7 protein-coding genes and 1 tRNA gene are annotated in these 23,103 nt (G+C 65.7%); 3 read left to right on the top strand and 5 right to left on the bottom strand.

Annotated features, from left to right (window positions below; genetic code table 11):
* Positions 1–48 precede the first annotated feature (48 nt).
* Positions 49–507 carry a hypothetical protein gene (locus tag QW863_RS07525; RefSeq protein WP_315714626.1) on the top strand — a complete coding sequence of 153 codons (459 nt, stop codon included), beginning with the start codon at positions 49–51 and terminating at the stop codon, positions 505–507.
* Between the two features lie 57 nt (positions 508–564).
* Here QW863_RS07525 and QW863_RS07520 read toward each other — a convergent pair.
* From QW863_RS07520 to QW863_RS07510, 3 genes are all read right to left on the bottom strand, one after another.
* A tRNA-Gly gene (locus QW863_RS07520) sits at positions 565–638 on the bottom strand.
* Between the two features lie 424 nt (positions 639–1,062).
* On the bottom strand, positions 1,063–1,671 hold the full coding sequence (locus QW863_RS07515; protein WP_315714627.1) for a TMEM175 family protein: 609 nt from the start codon (positions 1,669–1,671) through the stop codon (positions 1,063–1,065).
* A 158-nt stretch (positions 1,672–1,829) separates the two neighbouring features.
* Positions 1,830–2,681: a hypothetical protein gene (locus QW863_RS07510; RefSeq protein ID WP_315714628.1), complete on the bottom strand. Its 852-nt coding sequence runs from the start codon at positions 2,679–2,681 to the stop codon at positions 1,830–1,832.
* Between the two features lie 372 nt (positions 2,682–3,053).
* Here QW863_RS07510 and QW863_RS07505 point away from each other — a divergent pair, with 372 nt between their 5' ends.
* Entirely contained in the window at positions 3,054–4,943 is a 1,890-nt protein-coding gene (locus QW863_RS07505; RefSeq protein WP_315714629.1) for an acyltransferase family protein, read from the top strand.
* Between the two features lie 6 nt (positions 4,944–4,949).
* Here the strand turns inward: QW863_RS07505 and QW863_RS07500 are convergent, their stop codons facing one another.
* Entirely contained in the window at positions 4,950–6,848 is a 1,899-nt protein-coding gene (locus QW863_RS07500) for an acyltransferase family protein (RefSeq protein ID WP_315714630.1), read from the bottom strand.
* Between the two features lie 234 nt (positions 6,849–7,082).
* Between QW863_RS07500 and QW863_RS07495 the strand changes: the two genes are divergently transcribed.
* Positions 7,083–7,553, top strand: coding sequence for a hypothetical protein (locus tag QW863_RS07495; RefSeq protein WP_315714971.1), 471 nt, complete (start codon positions 7,083–7,085; stop codon positions 7,551–7,553).
* A 92-nt stretch (positions 7,554–7,645) separates the two neighbouring features.
* On the opposite strand, the gene QW863_RS07490 is transcribed toward QW863_RS07495, so the two are convergent.
* On the bottom strand, positions 7,646–22,705 hold the full coding sequence (locus QW863_RS07490; protein WP_315714631.1) for a VCBS domain-containing protein: 15,060 nt from the start codon (positions 22,703–22,705) through the stop codon (positions 7,646–7,648).
* Positions 22,706–23,103 lie beyond the last annotated feature (398 nt).

The raw sequence follows: 23,103 nt of genomic DNA, 5'->3' as shown, positions 1-23,103 counted from the left end.
TTTGCGACTTTCGACGTGTCGCATTAACGCCCGAAAGGGCGCCCGAGTATGGTCCGCATCATCGATGAGAAGACTAGGCAGAAGGACTGGATACCGCTGTTCGACGATACAGGTGCACCGGTTTATCCCGAGTTGATGGCGGAGCTCGACGCCATCAAACGCGACCGCATCGGCGGCCTAATGCTGTGCCGGGATTGGGGCGAGCGCGGACCATGGCCGACATGGCCGAAGCCGGATCAGCCGGATTTCACGCACGTGAGCCGCAAGGTCAAAGAAGTCATCCGTGCTGCTGGCCTTCGCGATGAATTGTCGTTCACATCGTTCCGGCATGGCGGCTTTACTGAAGGTGGCGACGCCGAACTGACTGACCGCGAGATGCTGGCACAGGGCCGGCACACGACGGTGAAGGTGCTGCCAAAGTACACCAAGCGCACGACGCGGCAGATCGTCAACGGCGCCAAAAAGCGGTGGGCAGCTCGAACAAAGGAAGGACATTTGTCCGAATGAGCATCAGCCTGCTTGTCCGAATGGAAAGCTGACGGCGCGACAAGTGCCTGAAATCGTTGGAGCGGGTGAAGGGAATCGAACCCTCGTATTCAGCTTGGAAGGCTGCTGCTCTACCATTGAGCTACACCCGCATTGGGCGTTCCCTAACATGGTCCGCGGCGGGTCTCAACCTCTTCGGGGCGAGGTTTCGAAGCGGATGGGTCCCGGATCCGGCCTGATGGAACGGCCCGAAGCGATCGCAGCGCGCGACCTCGAGACCGCGGCGCGGCACCCTGGGGGCGGCCGGTTCCGTAATCGGCCCCCCTACCCTCGCCGCCCGGACCGTCCTATATTGGCGTCACCATCAACAACGAAAGGAGGTGATCCAGTGTCTTTCACCAAGCGCTGTCACCTCGCTGGGATCGCCCGCTGAGCGGCTCTTCATGAGCGACGTTTGAGGGCGTGATTCGTCAGCGGATTGCGCCATCGCGGCTCGGCAACGGGGCGGTCTCGGCCCTGGACCAGCGAGTTCAAGAACGGAAGCGCGGCGGGTCTCACGGCCCGCCGCGTCTTTTTTTATGGCAACTCCGCCTGCTCGCCGGCCGACGGCGCCGGGCTGCGGACGAACCGCCGCGCCAGGAAGCCGCCGAAGCCGAGCATCCAGAAATACTGCACGTACTCCGGTGCAAGCGCTGCGATCACGATGCCCGGCACGAACACGATGACGGGAAAGATCGCGCCGGCGATCTCGGCATGGCGGCCGCTTGGAAGCGCGAGCCACCACAGCGCGGCGTTCAGCGACGCAATGATGGTCAGATGCAGGCCATAGAGGACGGCCACCGCGCTGCTCAGCCTGTAGCCGCCGTAGAGCCCGTTGGTGACCGGCAGCAGCACGATCGACAACAGGAAGAACAGATTCAGGATGACCACGGGCCGGCCCGCGAACGGCTGCCGGGCCAGCCGCCGGTGGTGGCTGATCCAGAACACGCCGGCGATGATGAAGCTGAGGACCAGCCCGGCAAGCCGCCCGGAATAGGTATGCACCAGGTCGATCCAACCCGGCATATGCGCGAAATTGGGCTTCGGCAGGTCGTAGGCGAGAAGCGTCATCGCAACACCGAAGATGGTGTTGGAGAGCGATTCCAGCCGGCGCATCTCGAACAGGTCGGACTGAGGCTCTGCCATGTCGAATCGGAAGCAACCGAGGCGAGGAACGGAGATGAGGACTCACCTTCTATAGCAGCTCCGGCGCCGCGCCGCCCGACTTCGCTGCCGCCCTTGGGCGGCAGGCTGTCACGTCACTCGCCACCCTCCAGACTAAACCGGCCCTCGAGCGTCAGCCCTCACCGGCAGGCATAGATGTGGCCATCGAAGCCGCGATAGCTGTGCGTCGCCGGATTATAGCTGCGGAATTGGACGCAGGCCGGCAGTCCCGCGGTGCGCAGTCGCGGCCTGCCCTCCGCCTGCAGCCGGGCCGAGGCCGTGGTTGCGGTGGCGGGCCTCGCGATCACGATCATCGGCCGGCTGGCGACCATGCGCGATGTTCTGCCGGCATCCTTGACCGCTGCATCCCTGGCGGCGACCACAACGGCCTGCGCCTGGGCCGCCTTGCCGGACGACGGCTTGCCCGATGAGGCGCCGGCTGGCGATGGCGTCGTCCCAGGCGGATTGGCCGCGGCCGTCTTGGCAGAGGACGGCTTGGCAGATGACGGCTGGGCAGAGGACGGCTTGGAAGAGGACGGCTTGGAAGAGGACGACCTGGCAGAGGGCGGCTTGGTCGCTGGCGCCAGCGCCGATGGCGATTTCACGGACGGCTTGGTCAGGGAGGGCTTGCCGGCGGCTGGCTCTGCTACGGCGACCTTCTGAGCCGCATCCTGCTTGTCCGCAACTGCGGCCTGCTTCGGCTCAGCCGACGCGGCGGGTGTCGTCGCAACCGCCTCCGCAGCCGCGGCAGGCTTGACCTCGGGACCGGCCGAAATGTCGGCGCTGGCCGCCTGGCTCGGAACGGACGGCGCGGGATTGACCGACGCGGTCTTGTCGTCGGCTGGGGTCTTGTCCTCGGCGACCGGCGCCTCAGCCGGCTTCTTGATCAGCTTCTTGCATTCCAGCGGGAACACCAGCTCGCCCGATGCCGTCAACCCGATCGGCTCGCATCCGCCGAACGGCCCGCTCTCCTTGCCCTGATCCTTGGCCACCTCGCCTGCGGATGGTGAGGAGCCGCCCGGCTCGGCGCTTCGCGCAAGCGAAACGCCAACCGCAACCTGAAATAGAACAACGCCGCACAACAATCCGGCCCGGCCGGCCTTCCGCCCCAATGTACGCATGACACGCTCGCTCGACGCATGAACTCCGACAAGGCCATCACGCCATTGAGGCAAGTCTGTGAAGGCAAGCCGCGGATTCCCGCTGCGGTGTCAATTCGATGGCATTGTGTCCTGTCTGCACGACCAACGGTGCCGCAGGAATCCCTCAATGCGGTTGCAATCGGAGCCTACCAGGGTCGCCTGCGTGCAGTGACCGTCGGGCATTGACGGCCGCCGCCAGATGCGAGCGTCCGGACAGCCCCCTTGAGCGCAACCGACTATCGTCCCGACATCGACTGCCTGCGCGGCTTCGCAGTGATCTCGGTGATCGCGTTCCACTACGACATCTCGCCGTTTCGCAGCGGCTATGTCGGCGTCGACATGTTCTTCGTCATCTCGGGCTTCCTGATCACGCGGATCATTCATGCGGAGGTGCGGACCGGAACCTTCTCGTTCGCCGCGTTCTACCGGCGCCGTGCCCGGCGCATCCTGCCCGCCGCCTTCGCGATGCTGTGCGTGACCCTGCTCGGCGCCAGCGTGATCCTGTTGCCGCGGGATGCGGTGTCCGTGGCGCAGCAGGCGCTGGCCGTCCTCGTCTTCTGCTCCAACATCCTGCTGTGGTCGCAGCAGGGCTATTTCGACGCCGCCGCCATCACCAAGCCGCTGCTGCACACCTGGTCGCTCGGGGTGGAGGAGCAGTATTATCTGCTGTTTCCCACGCTGGCGCTCGCCGCCTTCGCGCTGCGGCGGTCGCTGATGCTTGCGAGCTTCGCCACGGTCTGCGCGACCTCGTTCCTGCTCTGCGTGATCCAGACCCGGCTGCAGCCCGCCGCCGCGTTCTTTCTGTTGCCGGCCCGGGTCTGGGAGCTCGCGCTCGGCGCGCTGCTGGCCGTGGAAGCCCTGCCGGCGCCGCAAAGCCAATGGCTCAGGATCACGGTGGCCGCGCTGGGCTGGATCGCGCTCGGCGCCGCCGTCAACCTGTTCTCGCCGCACACGCCCTATCCCGGCACGGCCGCGCTGCTGCCGTGCCTCGGCGCCGCCGCCGTGATCTGGGCCAATCCGCCCCCGAGCAAGGCCGTGCTGACCGCGGTCAAACCGATGATCACAATCGGGCTGTGGTCCTACTCGCTCTATCTCTGGCACTGGCCCGTCGTCTCGCTGGCGACGGCGGTCTGGGGTCCGCCGAGCTCGATCGCGGACAAGCTGGCGCTGCTCGGAGCCTGCACCGTGCTGGCGCTGACGAGCTTCCATCTGATCGAGCAGCCGGCGAGGCGTGCGCAGTCGCCGATCGCGGCGCGCGCGCTGGTCGCGAGCGCATCGGTCGTGCTGCTGGCCTCGCTCTCGATCATCGGACTTGCCGGCTTTCCCGCCCGCTTCTCGCCGCAGGAGCGGGCGCTGGCGGAATTCATCAGCTACGACCATAAGTCCGCCTACGAGAGCGGCACCTGCTTCCTCGATCCGGGCCAGACGTTCGCGGCGTTGCAGCCGTCATGCCTTGCCAAAGGGCAGCGCCCGCGCATCCTGGTGTGGGGCGACAGCCACGCCGCTCACCTCATCCATGGCCTGACGCGAGCCCTGCCCCAGGCCTCGCTGCTGCGCGCCAGCCTTGCGCAATGCGTCCCTCACGCCGAAGCGGGCCAGTCCGCCGCCTGCATGGATTTCAACCGCCGGCTGCCTCGGCTGGTGCGCGAGCTCACGCCCGACATCGTCGTGCTGTCGGGCAATTGGACACGCACCGCGATGACGCCGGCCGCACAGGCCAGCCTGCTCGCCACGATCAACGCGATTGCGGACACCGGCAGCAGGGTGGTGGTGGTCGGGCCGAGCCCGCAATTCGATCGTCCGCTGCCGCATTTGCTCATCGCGGCGAAGCGCTTCGGTGTCGGGACCGACGGGCACATGCTGGATCTGCTCGGCGAGGTCGACGACTTCATGCGCACGCGGCTGACGGACGTGGCGCAGACCGAATACGTGTCGCCGCTCGCGCTGCTGTGTCCGGCGGGAGATTGCGTGCTCCAGACCTCCGACGGCGCGCCGCTCGCCTGGGACGATGGTCACCTCACGGCGCAGGGCTCGGAGCTCGCAGGCGCACGGATCGTCGCGGCGTCGCCGGCATTGGCCGCAGCCGCAAGCGCCGCAGCCGACAGCGAATAGCGCCACCTAATCGTCCGACAGGAAACTCGCGAACACCGGCGCAGCGCGCTCGCCCATCCGCTGGGCCCCTGCCACGGTGAAATGACCGGCATCCTGGAACAACCACACGCCCCCCTCCACGACCGGGCAATCCCGGTCGCAATAGACCTCCGAGGGCCTGAGCAGCGTCACCTTGGCGAGCGGCCTGATCGCCTCCGACAGGACGGCGTCGATGACGCGGTTGGTCGCGATCGCCTCGCTCTTCGGCACGGCATCGCACGGCTTGGCCGGCGCGTGCCAGCGCGGCCCCGGCAGCATGCGCAATTGATCGAAGGCGCAATTCACCGGACGGACCTGGCCGCCGACGACGAGGAAATGCCGGCCGGGCCGGTCGAGCAGACGGATGGTCTCGGCGAGATGACCGGCGACCGCGGCGTTGCGGGCGCGCGCTGCCGGCCCTTCGCCGAGGTCGAGATAATGCTGCCACGCCTGCCCGATCACGACGAAATCGGCCTGCGACTGCCGGATCCGCGGCAGCTCGCTGTCGCGCAGCTCGGCGCAGACCTGGGCGCGAGGTCCCTCGGCGGTGAGCCCCGCGAGGGTGGGACATCCGCTCATGGTGGACACGTGCCCGATCATCCCGCGCGCCTTCAGCGTCGCATCGAGCGCGGCGACATATTGCTGGACATAGGAATCGCCGAGCAGCTCGACGCCGCGCGTGCCCTCGAGATCGCCGAACGCGCACAGACGGCCGACGGTGCGACCGCATTTGTTGAGGCCGAAGCCCTGCAGCTGGAACAGCGCGAGCTGATCGTCGGGCAGCCGCGACACGACGCCATTGGCGCGGAACGTCACATGGGTGAGCGCGGCACCGACGATGAGCACGGTCGCAAAGCTCGCCACCTGCGCGCCCCTCGGCCACGGCAGCCGCCGCAGCGGCCGCTCGACGATGACGAACATCAGCGTGGTCAGCACCGCCATCAGCGCGAGCTGCGCCGCCAGTCCCGCCGCGGTCTGCGCCGCATCGCCGAAGATGAAGCGGACGAAGAAGATCACGGGCCAGTGCACGAGATAGAGCGAATAGGACGCAGCGCCGACGGCGCGAACCGGGCGAGCCATCACCAGCGACGTCGGGGCATTGGCCGCGATGATGACGGCTGTGGCGATGCAGGGCAGCAGCGCGGCGACGCCTGCCTGGAATTGATAGCAGCCGATGAGGAGAAGGCTGCCGAACAACAGAACGTCGCCGCAGGCGGCGGCGAGAGAGCGTGCGCGCGGCGACGCTGCCAGCCGGGCCTCGAGCGGAATGGCGAGCGCGCCGAGGGCGAATTCGAACACCCGGAACGGCGTCAGGAAGAACACGGCGTCCGGATCGCGCGATGACCAGAGTGTGGCCGCGGCAAGGGACAACAACCCGATCGCGGCAATGGCACCGAACACATGCCGGCGCGTGCCGAGCCACATCAGCAGCAGCGGCGCCAGCGCGTAGAATTGAACCTCCGCCGACAGCGACCACAGGTGCAGCAGCGGCAACTGATCCGCGCTCGGCGCGAAATAGGCGCTGGCCTCGCGCCAATATTGGATGTTTGCGATCGAGAGCAGGCCGTGTGTCGCCTCCTTGGCGAGCTGGCGCAGGGCTTCCGGCGACAGGAACAGCCAGCCGACCGCGAACGTGGCCGCAATGGTCACAACCAGCGCCGGCAGGATGCGCCGTGCCCGCCGCAGATAGAAGTCCGACAGCGAGAAGCGCCGCGCGGCGACATCGCGCAGGATCTGCCCAGTGATGAGATAGCCGGAGATGACGAAGAAGATGTCGACGCCGGCATAGCCGGCCTCGAAGCCGGTGATCCTCAGATGGAAGAGAATGACGATGACGACAGCGATCGCCCGAAGGGCATCGATGTCAGCCCGATGACTGCGTTCCAATGTCGTCCACTCCGCGCATTCCTCGAGGCGGACGAGTTGCGCAGACACGGATGGCAACAGCGGGAAACAGTCATGACGTCATCGGACCCATCCGATGACACCGCGCGGGCGATGCTATGGCGGACGTGAAGGAAGTTTGCTGAAGTCGGCCGCAAGTTCGGCAATCCGTTGAACGATCAGCTCGAATACGGCAATCTGGCGACGCTGAGGGACAATGCGGGGCTGAGGACGGTGATGAACCTGTTGCGAGGAGAATGGCGGGGAGCGTTCGCGGGAATAGCCGTCGCGGCGCTGCTGGCGGCGGCCACCGCAGCCTCGGCGCAAGCTCAGACGCCTGCTCCCGCGCCCGGTCCCGCTCAGACCACGGTCGAGCGCAACGCCAAGGGCGTCGCCGGCAAGCCGATCCAGGTCGGCATCTATCTCAACGTCCAGCCCGACTGCTCATCCGGGCCCCTTCCCGCCATCCGCCTTGTGTCGCCGCCCGGCAACGGCACCGTCACGATCAAGCGCGGCAAGGTCAGCGCCACCAACTACAAGCAGTGCCTCGCCCTGGAAGTGCCGGGCTTCATCGCCTTCTATCAGTCGAAGGCCGACTTCGCCGGCACCGACACGGTGACGCTCGAGGTCAAGTTCCCGCAGGGCCGCACCGAAGTGCAGCGGATCATGATCAACGTCGGCGTCGGGCCGGCAGGGCAGAAGATCTGAGCCGAAGCGCATCGGCGCGCCGCCGCCTCCAGCCATGAAAAAGGGCCGCCTCATGGGCGGCCCTTTGCTTCTGCTGTTCCAAGCCGACCGGATCAGACGTGGACCTGCGTCTGGGCGTGGCTGTTGTCGATGATCATCTTGATCACGTCGTCGCCGGCCGTGAGGTTGCCGCCGGTGTCCTTGATCGTCGCGACGTTGGTCCAGCCGGAGCCGGCGTTGATCTGCAGCGTCAGGTCGCCGTTGTTCAGCACGCCGCTGCCGTTGGCGGAGGCCAGGCTGGTGTGCCCGCCGCTGTCGACGAAGCGCACCGCGTCGGCATGGTTGCCGGACACGCTGGCCAAGAGGCCCGAGAGGTCGATGACGTCGCCGGATGTGCCGGTCTGGAAGTCCAGGATGGTGTCGAGCCCGCCGCCGGCGAGATCACCGGCGTTCCACTTGAACGTGTCCGATCCGCCATTGCCGGTCAGCTTATCCGAGCCGGCGCCGCCGATCAGGACGTCGTTGCTCGAGGAACCGTTGATGACGTCGTCATAGGCCGAGCCGATGACGCCTTCCATGTTCTTGTAGGTGTCCTGGCCGATCCCGGACAAGGTCGGGCCGGTAGTGTTGCTGCTGCTCTGCGTCAGCGTGAAGGTGATGCCGGCCGTCGCATCCGAGAAGTCGAGCAGGTCGATCCCTGCCCCGCCATCGATGGTGTCGTTGCCGCCGCCGCCGCGGATGATGTCGTCGCCATCGCCGCCATTGATCGCGTTGACAGCACTGCTGCCGATAAGGATGTCGTCGCCCGAGCCGCCGGTCACGCGCTCGATATTGGCGATCGAGCTGAAGCCGGTGGCCGTGCCGGCGCCGAGATTGACCGTCACGTCCTCGCTGGTGATGTAGGTCAGGGTATCGCTGCTGCTGCTGCCGAGATCGGCGGTCACGGCCTCGATATTGCTGAGCTTGGTTCCGTTGACGTCGGTGATCACGCCGCCGGCAACCGTGACATAGATCAGATCCTGGGACGACGTCCCCTCGATGACGAACGTGTCGGTGCCGATGCCGCCGTCGACGGTGTCGACGCCGTCGTTGACGCCCCAATAGAAGGTGTCGTTGCCGGAGCCGCCGATGGTGACGTCGTTGCCGCTGCCGCCCCGGATGGAGTCGTTGCCGGCGCCGCCGTTGATGTAGTCGTTGCCGGCGCCGCCGAGCAGCGTGTCGTTGCCGCCGAGGCCGTAGATGCCGTCGTCGTCGGCACCGCCGTTGAAGTTGTTGCCGCCGCTCGACCCGATCATCACGTCGTAGCCGTTGTTGGCATTGGCCTCGAGCGGGTTGTCGACCGTGGCGGTGATCGCGTCGCCGTCGTTGGCGCTGTAGCCGGACAGCCACGGGGCCGAACCGACCACCCACGACTTGTCCGACAGCGAGTTGATGGTGAGGTTGAGCGCACCATTGTCGAGCGCATTGAAGGCCAGATAGGTCGATACGGACGATACCGAGTCGGTGGCCGTGACCTTGTAGACATACAGGCCCGCGTCGTTGTTGCTCGGATCTCCGGTGAACTGATTGCCGGTCCGGTGGATCCAGCTGTCGTCGCCGGTCGAGCTGTAGACGAGGCTGTAGGTGTAGGTGACCGTCCCCATTCCGCCCGAGAACAGCGTCGCCGCGTCCAGGCTGACCACGTTCGGCGAGTCGCTGTTCTTCGACAGCGCATAGCGTCCGTCGGCGCTCGTGGTGTCCACCACGGCCAGCGGCGCGGGCTCATTCGTGCCGCTGATGGTCACGTCGATGACCTGGCTGGCCGTGCCGTCGACCGACTTCACCGTCAGCGTGTCATGCTTGACGTCGCCATTGTTGAGCGCCTGCACGTTGGCAGCCGAATTGTTCAGCGTATAGCCCCAGTCGCCTGTCACCGCATTGAAGATGAAGGTGCCATACGTCCCCGCCAGCGAAGCCGGCGTCTGGAACTGGGCTTCTCCGCTATCGACGTCGGTGACCGTCAGGGTCCCGCCTGCCGTCAGCGTGCCGTCCTCCTTGACCGCACCGCTTGCCATGCCCGCGATCGACGCCGCATCGTTGACGCCGTTCACCGTGACGGTGACGGTCTGCATCGTCGTCCCGCCGTGACCGTCATCGATCTTCACCGTATAGGTCTGATCGATATGGTCGCTGGCGCGCAGCGACTGGATGTCGGCGTCATTGACGGCGAACGTCCAGTTCACCTTGTGGCCGGTATTGTCGACCGTGGCGCTGAACGAGCCGTAGTAGTTGCTGCCGGCCGGTGTCGTGTAGGTCACGGTCTGGGCATCGCCGTCCACGTCGGTGAAGGCGATCGCGCCGGACGCCTGCTCCACTCCCGGTGTCACGACCGTGCTGGGCTGCACCGAGATGTCGTCGATGACGGCGCCGCCGCCGCTCGCGAACTTGATGGTGGTCGACGTCGAGGTCGCGGTGAACTGGTAGGTCTGCTCCGTCCAGCCAAAGTTCCAGGCGCTCGTCGTCAGAAGGGTTGTTCCATCAACGGCTGATGTCACGGCCGTACCGTAGGTCATCACGTAGAAGTCGACGGTATAGGTCACGCCGACGACGGTGCTGATGGTCTGGCTCATCGAGCTCGATGCGCCGTAGAAATCGGCCGAGCCGCCGTCCGTGCGGCCGCCCACGACGGTGACGGCATGGGCGCCCCCGACCGTCCACGCATCCAGCGTGTAGAAGTTGCCGTTGTAGTAGCCGAACGAGCCGTTCTGGATCAGGTTGCCGCTCGGCGCCGCATAGGAGGCGTCCTCCGTGACGCTTGCCGTGGTCGTTCCCGCCCCGAAGGTCGGCGCGTGGTTCGGCGCCGTGACCGAGCCGGTCTGGCCGCTGGTCACGTTCTCGGCAAAGCCCTGGCCGTCGGTGTAGGTGACGTTGGCCGAGATCTTGTGGCCGACGTCGTTGGAGCCCAGCGTGTAGGTCGAGCCCGTCGCGCCGTTGATGACGGCGCCGTCGCGCAGCCAGTGATAGACGACGTTCGACGCGGCACCATCCGGATCGCTGCCGAGATTGGCGGTCAGCGTCTGACCTTGCGTCGCCGTGCCCGACACCGTCACGCTCGCAGCGCCGTCATTGACCGGCGTGATGGTCAGCGTGAAGGCGTCCGAGACGGCATATTCGCCGTCGCTGGCGTAGACCGTGACGTTGACCGTGCCTGCGAAATTGGCCGACGGGGTGCCGCTGAAGGTGCCGGTCGTGGCGTCGAAGTGCAACCACGCCGGCAGGTTGCTGCCGTCGCTGAGGTTCGCCGACAGCGTCAGCGGGTTCGCGGTGCCATCGAAGCGGCCATCGACATCGGCAAACGTGTTCGACGGGATGGTGAAGCTGAACGGCTGATCTTCCGCCGAGCTGCGGTCGGTCAGCGCGTTCTGCAGGACCGGCGCGTCATTGTTGCCGAGGATCTGGATCGTCACCGTCTTGGCGGTGCCGTCCTCCGTGTAGACCGTGAAGCTGTCGGTCAGCGTGGTCTCGCCTTCCTTCAGCGCCTGGATTCTCGGGTCGTTGTTATAGATGCCGTAGGTCCATCTGCCATCGCTGCCGATGTCGTACCAGCCGTAGCCGTTGGCCGTGTTCGAGGACGTCGCCTGCCACACATCGTTGTGCCCGTCGACGTCGGTCGCATTGAGGTCGCCGCGGGCGATGCCGTAGAGCGGGCTGCTCTGGCTGTTCGCGATGCCGCCCTCCTCGGCGACGGTGCCGGTGGCGTCACCGCTGATCACGGCCGCGTCGTTGACGCCGGTGACCGTGATCTTGAGCGTCGCGGTGTTCGACACCGCGCCCGACGGATCCTTGTCGGTATAGGTGAAGGTGTCCACCGCGGGCACGCCCGCCGCCAGCGCATCGGCCTTGTCGGCGACATAGGTGTAGGAGCCGTCCGAATTCAGCGTCAGATGGCCGTAGGCGCCCTCGATCGAGGTGCCGACGCCCGCCCCCTGCGTCACGCTGCCGGTGCCAGCCACGACGCCGGACACGACGAGCGAGCTGACGGGGTTGTCGACGTCGCTGTCGGCCACCGAGCCGCCGGTCGAGCCGCGGATCACGCCGTTCGCCGCCGAGATGTTGAGGCTGCCATCCTCCAGCACCGCATGGGTGTCGGAGTTCGCCACCGGCGGGTGGTTGGCGGGGATGACCTCGACGCTGACGGTCTGGGTGGCACTCAGATTGCCGCCGCCGACATTGCCGTTGTCGTTGATGGTGATCGTGACCGACCCCGGATGGTCGCTGTTCGGGGTGAAGACGGCAGAGGCCAGATAGGTGTTCAGATCGCTGATCTTGAACCCGCTCATCGAGAGCGTCTGTTCAGCGTTGAAGACGCCGAGCGACGGAATGGACAACGTGCCGCCGGAGATGTCGAACCTCACGGACTCGACGACATCGCCGTCCGCGTCGGAGAAGGTGATCGCGTTCGCTCCGGTGAAGGCGAACGAGGCGCCTTCATTGGCCGTCACATGCGTCGGGGCATGGATCTCCGGCGCATCGTTCACCGGCGCCACGTTGATCGTCAGCGTGCCGGTGTCCGTCTGTCCGGCCGCATCACGCACCGTGTAATCCACGGTATCCGCGCCATAGAAGTCGGCCTTGGGCTTGTAGACATAGGTGCCGTCGGCATTGAAATGGATCGTGCCGCCCTTGGCCGTCGTGAAGTCACCCGCCACCACGCTCAGCGTGTCGCCCGTATCCGGGTCGCGGTCGTTGTGCAGAACGCCCTGCACCGGATTGGACACGGTCAGCGTCGTGTCCTCGTTCACGCTGGCCGTGTCATCCACGGCCCTGGGAGCATCCTCGATCGGGTTGATGTTGATCGTGATCGTCTGCGTCGCGCTCAGATTGCCGCCGCCGACATTGCCGTTGTCGTTGATGGTGATCGTGACCGATCCCGTCGCGTCGTTGTCGGCTGATGGCGTGAACACCGCCGACGCCAGATAGGTGTTCAGGTCGCTGATCTTGAACCCGCTCATCGAGAGCGTCTGGCTGGCGTTGTAGACGCCGAGAGACGGGATCGCGAACGTGCCGCCGGAGATGTCGAACCTCACGGACTCGACGACATCGCCGTCCGCATCGGAGAAGGAGAACGCGTTCGCGCCGGTGAAGGCGAATGGCGTATCCTCGTTCGTCGTCACCTGCGCCGGCGCATGGATCTGCGGCGCGTCGTTGACCGGGGTCACCGTGACATCGATCGTCTGCAGTGCGGTGTTGACGACGTCGGTGTGGACGTTGCCGTCCGACAACGTAGCCTGGTCGGTAACCTCCGCGACCACCGACAGCGAGAACGTGCCGTTGTAATTCGCGGGCGGCGTGATCTGCAGCGGATGGCTGTCGAACGCGGCGATCGCGGCGGCGCTATCGATCACCCACTTGCCGGCGTCAGCGCCGGTTCCGGCATGGCCGACCGAGAAGGTCGCGCCGGCCGGATAACCTGTAATAAGCAGCCGCAGGCTTTCGGAGCCGTCGGTGTCGGTGACGGCGGCACTGATGAGCTTCAGGTTGATCGTGGTGTCCTCGGCACCCGAGGCCGGGCCGAGATCCATGAAGCCCAGCGTCAGCGCGTCCGCCTTCGGTGCGACGTCGACCGTGACATGCGCGGTCGCGGTCCCGCCATCGCCGTCGCTGACCGTGTAATCGAAGCCGGCAACGCCCGAGAAGTTCTTGTCCGGCGTGAACACCGGATTGCCGTTGGAGAGCGAAACGGTGCCGTGCGTCGCGTTCGACACGCCGCTGACGGTCAAGGTGTTGTTGTCGACGTCGGTGTCGTTGTTGAGCAGGCTGAGCAGCGCGTTGACCGTGAGCGGGCTGTCCTCGCTCGCTTGCACCGCGTCGTCATGAGCCACCGGCGGCGTGTTGAAGACGCCGGTCAGCGTGCGCGTGCCGTCGGTGAATGCAAAGCTCTCATAGTTCGTGAACGTATCGGTCAGGCCGTTGTGGGTGACCTGCACGCCGATCAGCGTCACGCCGTCGGTGGCGAACACCTTGGTGTAGGTCGCCTCGGCGAACTTGAAGCCGAACTTCACGGTGTCGGTGTCAGATCCGCCGTCGGACACAACGCTGGTGTTGCCGGCAAACCGGAAGAGATCCAGCGTGTCGCTGCCGGAGCCACCGTTGAACACGATGGTCGACGGCGCGATCGCGGTGCCGCTGATATCGGTGATCGTCACCGTGTCGCTGGCAGTGCCGCCGGTGATCGTGATGCGCTCGATCTCGTCGGCGCGGATGGTCGCTCCGTTCGGACCGTCATAGCGCACCAGAATGTCGGTGGCGTTGCTGGCGGAGGGATCGTTCAGCGTCGGATTGATCTCGGTGCCGGTCGAGGTCTTGCCGATGGTGAAATTGCGCGCATTTCCATCGCCCGTGATCGCGAGCACGTCGTAGTTCGGAAAGGTCGTGCCAGACTCCGAGCCGCCGTCGATGACGTCGCTGCCGTCGCCCACCGTGTAGAGGAAGGTGTCGTTGCCGGCGCCGCCGAACAGCCGGTCGCCACCTCCTCCGCCGATGATGATGTCGTTGCCGGCGCCGCCATACAGGACATCGCCGCCCACGCCGTTGCCGCCGACCAGAATGTCGTCGCCATTTGAGCCGTGGGCCTCGGTCACGCCGCCGAGCTTGTCGGTGCCGACCACCTTGTCGGTCACCGCGGCGCGGTCGGTCACGCTGTGAGCCCCGACCGTCTCGCCGAGGACCGTCGCCGAGGTATCGCCGAGATTGACGAACACCGGCGAGTTCGGCGCGTCATAGCGAGTCGTCGTCACCGTGCCGGCAGCATCGACCCGGACGGTGAAATTGTTGGTGAAGACGTCATGGTCGCGATCCTCGACCGCGAAGGCGAAATTGATGTCGAGATACTGGTCGGCCGCGCTCGAGGTCCCGATCGGCGCGGGGTGATCGAGCGGCTGCAGCAAGGTGAAGTTGTAGGAGCCGGTGCCGGCCTCGGACAGCGTCACCGTGAAGACCGCGGCATCAGCCGCGTTGCCGGTCACCAGACCATTCTGGCCGATGTAGCTGCCACCGCTCATGCGATAGGCGGTCAGCGTGGTGTGATCGGCCGACATGACGTAGGTCAGACCGAAGCCGAGCGAGGTCAGCCCGGAGAGCTGGTGGTTGGCCGCATCGTAGGCGCGCACTGGCGACGCGCCGAGGAACGTCACCGACGGACCGGAGCTGTCGCCATCGGCCCCATAGGTGATGCGCAGATCGACCGCGCCGGTCGAGACGCTGCCGGCTGCCTCCGAGATCGCGACGGTGTCGACGTCCTGCGACTGCGGGCTGTCATCGTTGACGGTGATGATGATCTGATCGTGCAGCGCAACGGAATCGCCGTCGGAATCGGTGGCGGTCACCGCCGTCGACAGATCGAGCGTCAGCGTGTTGTCATGGCCGGTGCCCACGTGGTCCAGCGCGCCCTTCAGACGGAACGAATACTGGCCGGTGTTGGCATCGACCTGGAATTCGAAGATCGTGACGCTGCCAGCCTTGGCGATCAGCGTGTTGTCGACCCCGATGCTGTAGGTCAGCGCCACGCCGCCCGACGTCAGCGACAGCAGCTCGGGCGCGAGGTTGGTCTTCTCGACCGTATAGGTGCCGGGCCTGTCGGCGCCGAACGACACCAGCGAGCTCAGATTGCCGGTGAAGTAGGAATCGTTGCCGTTGCCGTCGCCGTTGAGGTCGCCGCCATGGTTGCCGGTCGCGGTCACTACCGTTCCGTTCGGCAGCTCGCTCTCGTAGACCGCCGCTCTCAACACCGTCGCGGTCGCGACGGGGGTGTCGTCGTCGATCGTCACGGCGAATGACGAGCTGGCGCTGTCGCCATCCGCATCGGTGGCGGTGAAGCCGAAGGTCAGCTTGACGTCGTTCTCGTTCTGGCCGGCCGGATGATCGACGTGCTTCAGCAGCGTGAAGCTGTAGCTGCCTGCACCGGAATCATCGAGCGAGACCTTGAACACCTGGCTGGCCACCGACGGCGGGTTGCCGTTGGTCGGATTGCTGCCGGTGTAGCCATAGACCGTATTACCGACGACCCAGAGCTTGACCTGGACGCCCTCGACCGTCAGCGAGCCCGCGTCCGAAGTGGCGTTCTGGCCGTTGGTGATGCCGCTGAACGCGACCGCGCGGTTCACGCTGCCGCTGTTGTTGTCGTCGGCGCCCCAGGAGATCGCCAACGAGCCGTTGGCCGTGACATTGGCACCGGCGACGTCGCCGGTGGCCGCTCCGGTGTTGCCGCCGGAAAGCCCATCCTCGTCGACGGTCCCGGCATCAGCCGTGCCGATCGCGGGCCGGCCGTTGTCGTCATTGATGGTGACGGTGAAGTTGCCGCCGGAGGCGGTATCGCCATCGGCATCGGTCGCGGTGAAGCCGAGCTTCAGCGACAGTGCATTGGTCTGGCCCGAGCCGACGTGATCGACATTGTCCAGGAGCTCGAAGGTGTAGCTGCCGGAGCCGTCGTCGGACAGCGTGATGTGGAACACCTTGCGGTCGTTCGTCGTGAGCTGGCCGCCATTGTCGTTGGCGACGCCCCAGACCTCGGTGTCCGACACGCGGATGAACTGCACCGCCGTGCCGTTCGACGTCAGCGTCGGGCTGCCTGCGCCGATGGTCTTGACCACGTCGCCGGTATGGATCGCGCTATCGAACGCGACGCTGCGATTGGCCGCGCCCGAATTGTTGTCGTCCGCGCCCCAATTGATGTTGAGCGCGACACTGGCCGCGGTCTGGGTCTGGAACACCTCCGCCTCGGCGGATCCGGTGGTGTTCTCGGTCACCGTCGCTGCGGTCGGCGAACCGAGCACCGGCACGTCGTCCTTGACCGAGACGGTGAAGCTGTTGCTGGACGTGTCGCCGTCGCCATCGGTCGCCGTGAAGCTGAAGGACAGCTTGACGATGTTCTCGCCGCTGCCGGCGGGATGATCGAGGGTGCCGAGCAGCTTGAAGCTGTAGGAGCCGTCGTTCTGGTCGCTCAGCGACACTTCGAACACGCGGGTGCCGTGGGCGAGATCGCTGCCGGTGTAGCCGACCAGCACGCCATTCTCGAAGCTGTACTTCACCGTCTGGCCGTCCGACGTCAGCGCCAGGTTGCGGCCTGCGCTGTCCTCGGCGTCGACATTCGCGCCTGCGCTCGTGTAGCGGAAGCCGACCGAGCGGTCGCCGAGCCCGCCGCCCGAGGTCTTGTTGCTGTCGTCGGCGCCCCAGCTGATGTTGAGGTCGCCGCTGACCGCGGTCGGCTCCTTGGAGGCATCGGTGCCGCCCGGCAGATCGTCCTCGTCGACGGTCCTGGCATCGCCGGCCGCCGCCACCGGCGCGGTGTCGAGCACCGTGACCTTGAAGCTGCTGGTGACGCTGTCGCCATCGGAATCGGTGGCCTTGAAGCCGAACGTCAGCGGCAGGCTGTCATCGTTCTGGCCGGACGCCGGGTGGTCGATGTTGTCGTACAGCGTGAACTTGTAGCTTCCATCGCCGCTGTCGGACAACTGGATGGTGAAGACGGTGCGGTGATCCGCGGTAACCGCCGTCAGCAAGGTGCCGTCGCCGGAGATCGTGTAGCTGATCGCCGAGCCGTCGGAGGTCAGGCCCGTGGCGCCGGCGGCGGTCGTGAAGGCCACCGCGCGGTTGTGCCCGACACCCGTATTGTTGTCGTCGGCGCCCCAGGAGATGTCGAGGCTGCCGGTCTGGACCGTCGAGTTCGATGCATCCGGATGGCTGGTGTCGTAGCCGTCGGTCGGCAGGCTGGCCTCGCTGACGGTCTCGTCCTCGGGGCAGCCGACGGTCGGCACGTCGTCCGTCACCGCCACCGTGAAGCTGCTCGCGGCGCTGTCGCCGTCGGAATCGGTGGCCTTGAAGCCGAAGCTCAGCGCCAGGCTGTCGGTGCCCGACTTGCCATGATCGAGGTTGTCGAGCAGCGTGAACTTGTAGCTGCCGTCGCCGTCATCGCTCAGCGTGACGGTGAAAACGGTGCGGTGATCGGTGGTGACCGCGCTCAGCGTGGTGCCGTCGGACGAGACCACATAGCTGACCGCATAGCCGTTCGACGTCAGCCCGTCCGGTGCAGTCGTGTTGAAGAACGCCACCGAGCGGTTGTTGGTCGCGCCGGAATCATTGTCGTCGGCGCCCCAGGAAATCGCGAGACGGCCGGTCTGCACCGTCGAGTACGGCGAATCCGGGAACAGGACGTCATAGAGATCGGTCGGCAGGTTGGATTCGCTGACGGTCTCGCTCTCGGCGTGTCCGATCGTCGGGACGTCGTCGACCACGGTGACGGTGAACGTGCTGCTGCTCGAATCGCCGTCGGAATCGGTCGCGGTGTAATCGAAGGTCAGCTTGACGACGTTGCTCTCCTGCCCGGCCGGATGATCGAGATTGCCGAGCAGCTTGAAGGTGTAGGTGCCGGTGCCGTCGTCATCGAGCGAGACCTCGAACACGCGCTGACCGGAATTGAGGCTGTTGCCGGTGTAGCCGACCAGCACGCCATGATCGAAGGCGTATTTCACCTGCTGACCGTCCGACGTCAGGCCACTGAGGCCGACGTCGCTGCCGTTGGTCACATGGACGTCGTCGGCGGCGTTGGACGTATTGGCGAAGCGAACCGAGCGATCGGCGGCGCCGCTGTCGTTGTTGTCGGCACCCCATTTGATGTTGAGCGCGCCGGTCACCTGAGGATCGCGGCTGCCGCCATCGTGGCCGCCGAAATCGTGATCGCCGAAATCGGGGCCGCAATCGCCGCCGCCAGCGTTGAGATCAGCTTCGCTGATGCTCTTGGCCGTCCCGGTATGCGCCTCCGGGCTGTCGTCGTTGACGCTGACCTTGAACGTGCCGCTGACCTGGTCGCCGTCGGAATCCGTGGCGACGTATTTCAATGTCAGCGCGATGCTGTCCTCGGTGTTGGGCACCGGGTGGTCGAGATTGTCGAGCAGCGTGAAGCTGTAGGATCCGGAATCGAGGTCGGACAGCTTCACCGTGAACACGGCGGCATTGGCCTTGTTGTCGGTCCAGTTGCCGTTGCCGTCGATGTAATGCTGTCCATCGAAGCGGTAGGCCGTGATCAACGTGCCGCCTTCGCTGACGCCGTAGGTCAACGCGACGCCGTTCGAGGTCAGGTGCTGCGCGGCGAGCGTGGTGGTGGCGTCGGATGCGAAGGTGACGGCGCGGTCGCCGTTCACCGGGGACGCACCAGTGATCCCGACATTGCCGAGATTGTTGGCGCTGTCGCTGCCCCAGGAGATGCCGAGATCGCCCGTTGCGACCGTGTTCTGGCCGGGGACGTCGCCGGGCCCGCCCGCGAGCCCGGTCGGGAGCCCGTCCTCATCGACCACGCCGGTCGCAATCTCCCGGTTCAGCACCGGCGCGTCGTCGTTGATCTTGACCTTGAAGGTGTCGGAGACCGCATCGCCATCCGAATCCGTGGCGACGAAGCCGAGGGTGAGCGTGACGTCGTCCTCGGTGTTGTGGGCCGGATGATCGATATTGTCGATCAGCGTGAAGCTGTAGGACCCCTGCCCCTGGTCGGACAGCGACACCGTGAACACCGCAGCCTTGGCCGGATCACCGGTGGCATGGCCCTCGCCGTCGACGTAGGTGTGATGCGCTTCATCGTAGCGGTAGGCGGTCAGCAGCGTGCCGTCGGAGGACACGGTGTAGGTCAGTGCGACGCCGTTCGACGTCAGATGCTGGCCGGTGAGCGTCGAGATCACGTCGGAGGCGAAGGTGACGGCGCGGTCGCCATTGACCGGCGTACCGTTGATGCCGCCGTCGACATGGCTGTTGGCACTGTCGGCGCCCCAACGGATGCCGAGGAAATCGGTCACCGTCAGATTGGCGCCGGCTGCGTCCTTGCCGTCCGAATAGGAGTTGCCGGGATTGCCGAGACCATCCTCGTCGACCACGGAGTAGCTGACGCGCTCGCCAAACACCGGGGCGTCGTCGTTGACCTCGACATTGAAGCTGCCGTGGATTGCGTCGCCGTCGGAATCGGTGGCGACGAAGCCGAAATACAGCCCTTGATTATCCTCGCTGCCGTGGACCGAATGATCGAGATTGCCGGTGAGATTGAACGTGTAGGAGCCCTGGTCCTGATCCGACAGCGAGACGGTGAACACCGCGGCGCTGGCGAGGTCCTCCGTCGGCTTGCCGTTCGCGTCGACATAGGTCTCGTGGGCGGCGTCGTAGCGATAGGCGGTCAGCAGCGTGCCGTTCTCGGAGACCTGATAGCTCAGCGCAATCCCGTTCGACGTCAGCCCCAGTTCCTCGAGCGAGGGAACGGTGTCGGCGGCGAAAGTGACGGCGCGATCGCCCTTGACCGGGGCGCCATCGATGCCGCCGTCGACATGGCTGTTGGCGCTATCGGCGCCCCACAGGATCGCGAGCGTCTTGGTTACCGTGAGATCGGCGCCGGCGACGTCGCTGCCTTGCGCATAGCTGTCGCCGGCATTGCCGAGTCCGTCCTCGTCGACCACGCCGGCGCTCGGCGCATCGCCGAACACCGGCGCGTCGTCGTTGACCTTCAGGGTGAAGCTGTCGGTGACTGCGTCACCGTCGGAATCGGTGGCGACGAAGCCGATGTTGAGCGTGATGTCGTCCTCGGTGCCGTGCACCGGGTGATCGAGATTGCCTTTCAGCTCGAACGTATAGGAGCCGTGATCCTGATCGGACAGCGCCACGGTGAACACCGTCGCGTGGGCCGAATCCGTCGGCTTGCCGTCTGCGCCGACATAGGTCTCGTGCTCGGCGTCATAGCGATAGGCGGTCAGCAGCGTGCCGTTCTCGGACACGACGTAGGTGAGACCGAAGCCGTTCGAGGTGAGATTCTGGGCGTCGAGCGTCGCGACCACGTCGGCCGCGAAGGTTACGGCGCGGTCGCCATTGACCGGCGCGCCATCGATGCCACCATCGACATGGCTGTTGGCGCCGTCGGCGCCCCAGCGAATGCCGAGCGTATCGGTGACCTTCAGGCTTTCGCCATAGGCGTCGCCGTCGTCCTTGTAGCTGTTGCCGGCGTTGCCGAGGCCGTCCTCGTCGACCACCGAATAGCTCGGCTTCTCGCCGAAGCTCGGGGCGTCGTCATTGACCTTCACCGTGAAGGTGTCGGTGATCGCATCGCCATCGGAATCGGTCGCGACGAAACCGATGTTGAGGGTGATGTCGTCCTCGGTGCCGTGCACCGGGTGATCCAGGTTGCCCGACAGCGCGAAGGTATAGGAGCCATGGCCCTGGTCTGACAGCGACACCGTGAACACCACGGCGCCCGACAGGCCCTCGCCTTCCAGCGGCTTGCCGTTGGCGTCGACATAGGTCTCGTGCGCGGCATCATAGCGATAGGCGGTCAGCACGGTGCCGTTCCCCGACACCTCGTAGCGCAGGGCAAAGCCGTCGGAGGTCAGATCCTTTGCCTCGAGCGAGGCCGCCACGTTTGCGGCGAAGGTGACGGCGCGGTCGCCATTGACCGGCGTTCCGTTGATGCCGCCGTCGACATTGTTGTTGGCGTCGTCGGAGCCCCAGCGGATTCCGAGCGTATCCGTGACCGTCAGGTCTTCGCCATAGGCATCATGGCCGTCGGCGTAGCTGTTGCCGGCATTGCCGAGCCCGTCTTCGTCGACCACCGAATAGCTCGGCTTCTCGCCGAAGCTCGGGCCGTCATCCGCGACGTTGACGGTGAAGGCGCTGTTGACGGGGTCGCCGTCGGCGTCGGTCGCAACCACCTTGAAGGTCAGCGGCAGCGAGGCGTCGTTGGCGCCGTTGTGGTCGATATTGTCGGACAGCGTGAAGGTGGCGCTGCCGGAGCCGGTGTCGGACAGCGACACGGTGAAGATGGTGCGTGCGCCCTCACCCTCGCCTGCGGTCGCGATGATCTCGGTGCCGTTGGCCGACAGCGTGTAGGAGATGGCCTCGCCGTTCGAGGTCAGGCCCAGCGCCTGCAAGGTCGCGATCTCGGACGCATCGAACACCAGCGAGCGGTCGCCGTCGACCACGGTGCCGTTGGAGCCGCCATCGACCTTGCTGTTGCCGTTGTCGGCGCCCCAGCCGATGTTGAGGTCCACGCTCGCGGTGGTCGGCTCGAAGCCGTCGCCGCCCACGACCTTGGCGACGAGCTCGCTCTCGCCGCCGCCTTCGCTTCCGCCGCCGGTGTGCTCGGCGACATTGATCGCCTCGACGGTGCCGGCGACCGGCGAATCGTCGTTGACGCCGATCACGATCGTCACCGGCGCGGTGTCGCCGCTGCCGTCGATGGCGATGACGTTGATGGTGAGGTTCAGCGTGTCTTCGGTGCCGAACACCGGATGATCGAGCGGCTGCAGCAGCGTGACCGTGCAGGTCCCCGCGATCGTCGAGTTGGCGTCGAGCGTGACGGTGAAGACCTGGTTGGCGACGATCGAGGGATCACCGCCGATATAGCCGATCAGCTCCGGCTGGCCGTTGACGGTGGTGATCGCAAAATGCAACTCCTGGCCGCCGGACGTCAGCCCGGCAAGACCAGGCTGTGACGCCGCGAACGCAAAGGCGCGGCCGATCACGTCGGTGCCAAAGTCGACGTTCAGCGAACCGGTGAAGCTCGTCACCACGCCGCCGATGTCGCCACTACCGCCGGGCCGGCCTTCGGACAGGCCGTCCTCGTTGAGCACCACGCTGTCGGCAACGCCGGCGATTGGCGTCGGATTCGGCGTGACCGGGTTGTCGCCGAATTTGGTGGTGAAGTCCTCGGGTCCCAGCAGGCCGAGCGGCGTGCCGACGGTCAGCGGGTCGACCTTGAACGTCCCGAAGTTCGCGCCGGCGGGCACGCCGGGCGCACCGGGCGTACCCGCGGCGGGCAGCACCGACTGGTCGGTGGTGACCGGAAACAGCTCGGCGAACTGATCGCCATTGATGATTCGGTCGGGGCCGACTTCGAAGCTGACGTCCTTCAGCGGGGCGCCGTTGGCGTCGAAAACCGGGTCGATCGAGACCGTCGACTGATTGTCGAACAGGATGATCAGGCGGTCGCCGATCTTGACGAAGGTCAGCCGCTCGCTGGCGATATCGCTGAAATCGATCTGGCTCTGGCCGTCGAGATGAACCGTAACGGCTTGGTTGCCCGGCGGTTTCCCGATCTTGAGGTGCTTGGCCGAGGCGCTGGATGGCTGCGTGGACGTGCCGGTCAACTGGGCCAGCAGGACAGGAGCATTCATGCGCCAAAACCTCCAAATATGGGGCGCTTTGGTGGCGCCCCATTTCTATCGTTAAACTATTATTAAACGAGAATACGGGTCAATATTACCGGTTCTTGTTAATCGGATTTTAGGGACTTTGGGTAAATGCAGTCAAGTGCAGCGGCATTTATTAAGAGAAACAAGGCTGTGCCTATGCTTCCGTCCCCCGCGCGGCAGGGGCGGAACGACAAGAATAAATGGAGGCAGGGCCGGGAGAATTACTGCTAATTGGCAGTTATTCGATCACACAATACTTGGGGAACAACACGCACGCTGTTGGGAATAAAAGCTTGCCGCCATGAAACGGCCGAAATGGAACCGGCCTCTCGCGAATTATTTGCGAAAGGCAGGAACTATTCTTGAGGAGCGTCGAAGTC

It is taken from the genome of Bradyrhizobium sp. SZCCHNR1017 (assembly GCF_032381375.1).
Taxonomy (GTDB): Bacteria; Pseudomonadota; Alphaproteobacteria; order Rhizobiales; family Xanthobacteraceae; genus Bradyrhizobium.
This window is presented reverse-complemented; position numbering and strand designations above follow the sequence as displayed.

Coding starts and splice junctions, on each gene's coding strand:
- QW863_RS07495 (WP_315714971.1), top strand. CDS start 7,083: ATGAACCTGTTGCGAGGAGAATGGCGGGGAGCGTTCGCGGGAATAGCC.
- QW863_RS07490 (WP_315714631.1), bottom strand. CDS start 22,705: ATGAATGCTCCTGTCCTGCTGGCCCAGTTGACCGGCACGTCCACGCAG.
- QW863_RS07515 (WP_315714627.1), bottom strand. CDS start 1,671: ATGGCAGAGCCTCAGTCCGACCTGTTCGAGATGCGCCGGCTGGAATCG.
- QW863_RS07525 (WP_315714626.1), top strand. CDS start 49: ATGGTCCGCATCATCGATGAGAAGACTAGGCAGAAGGACTGGATACCG.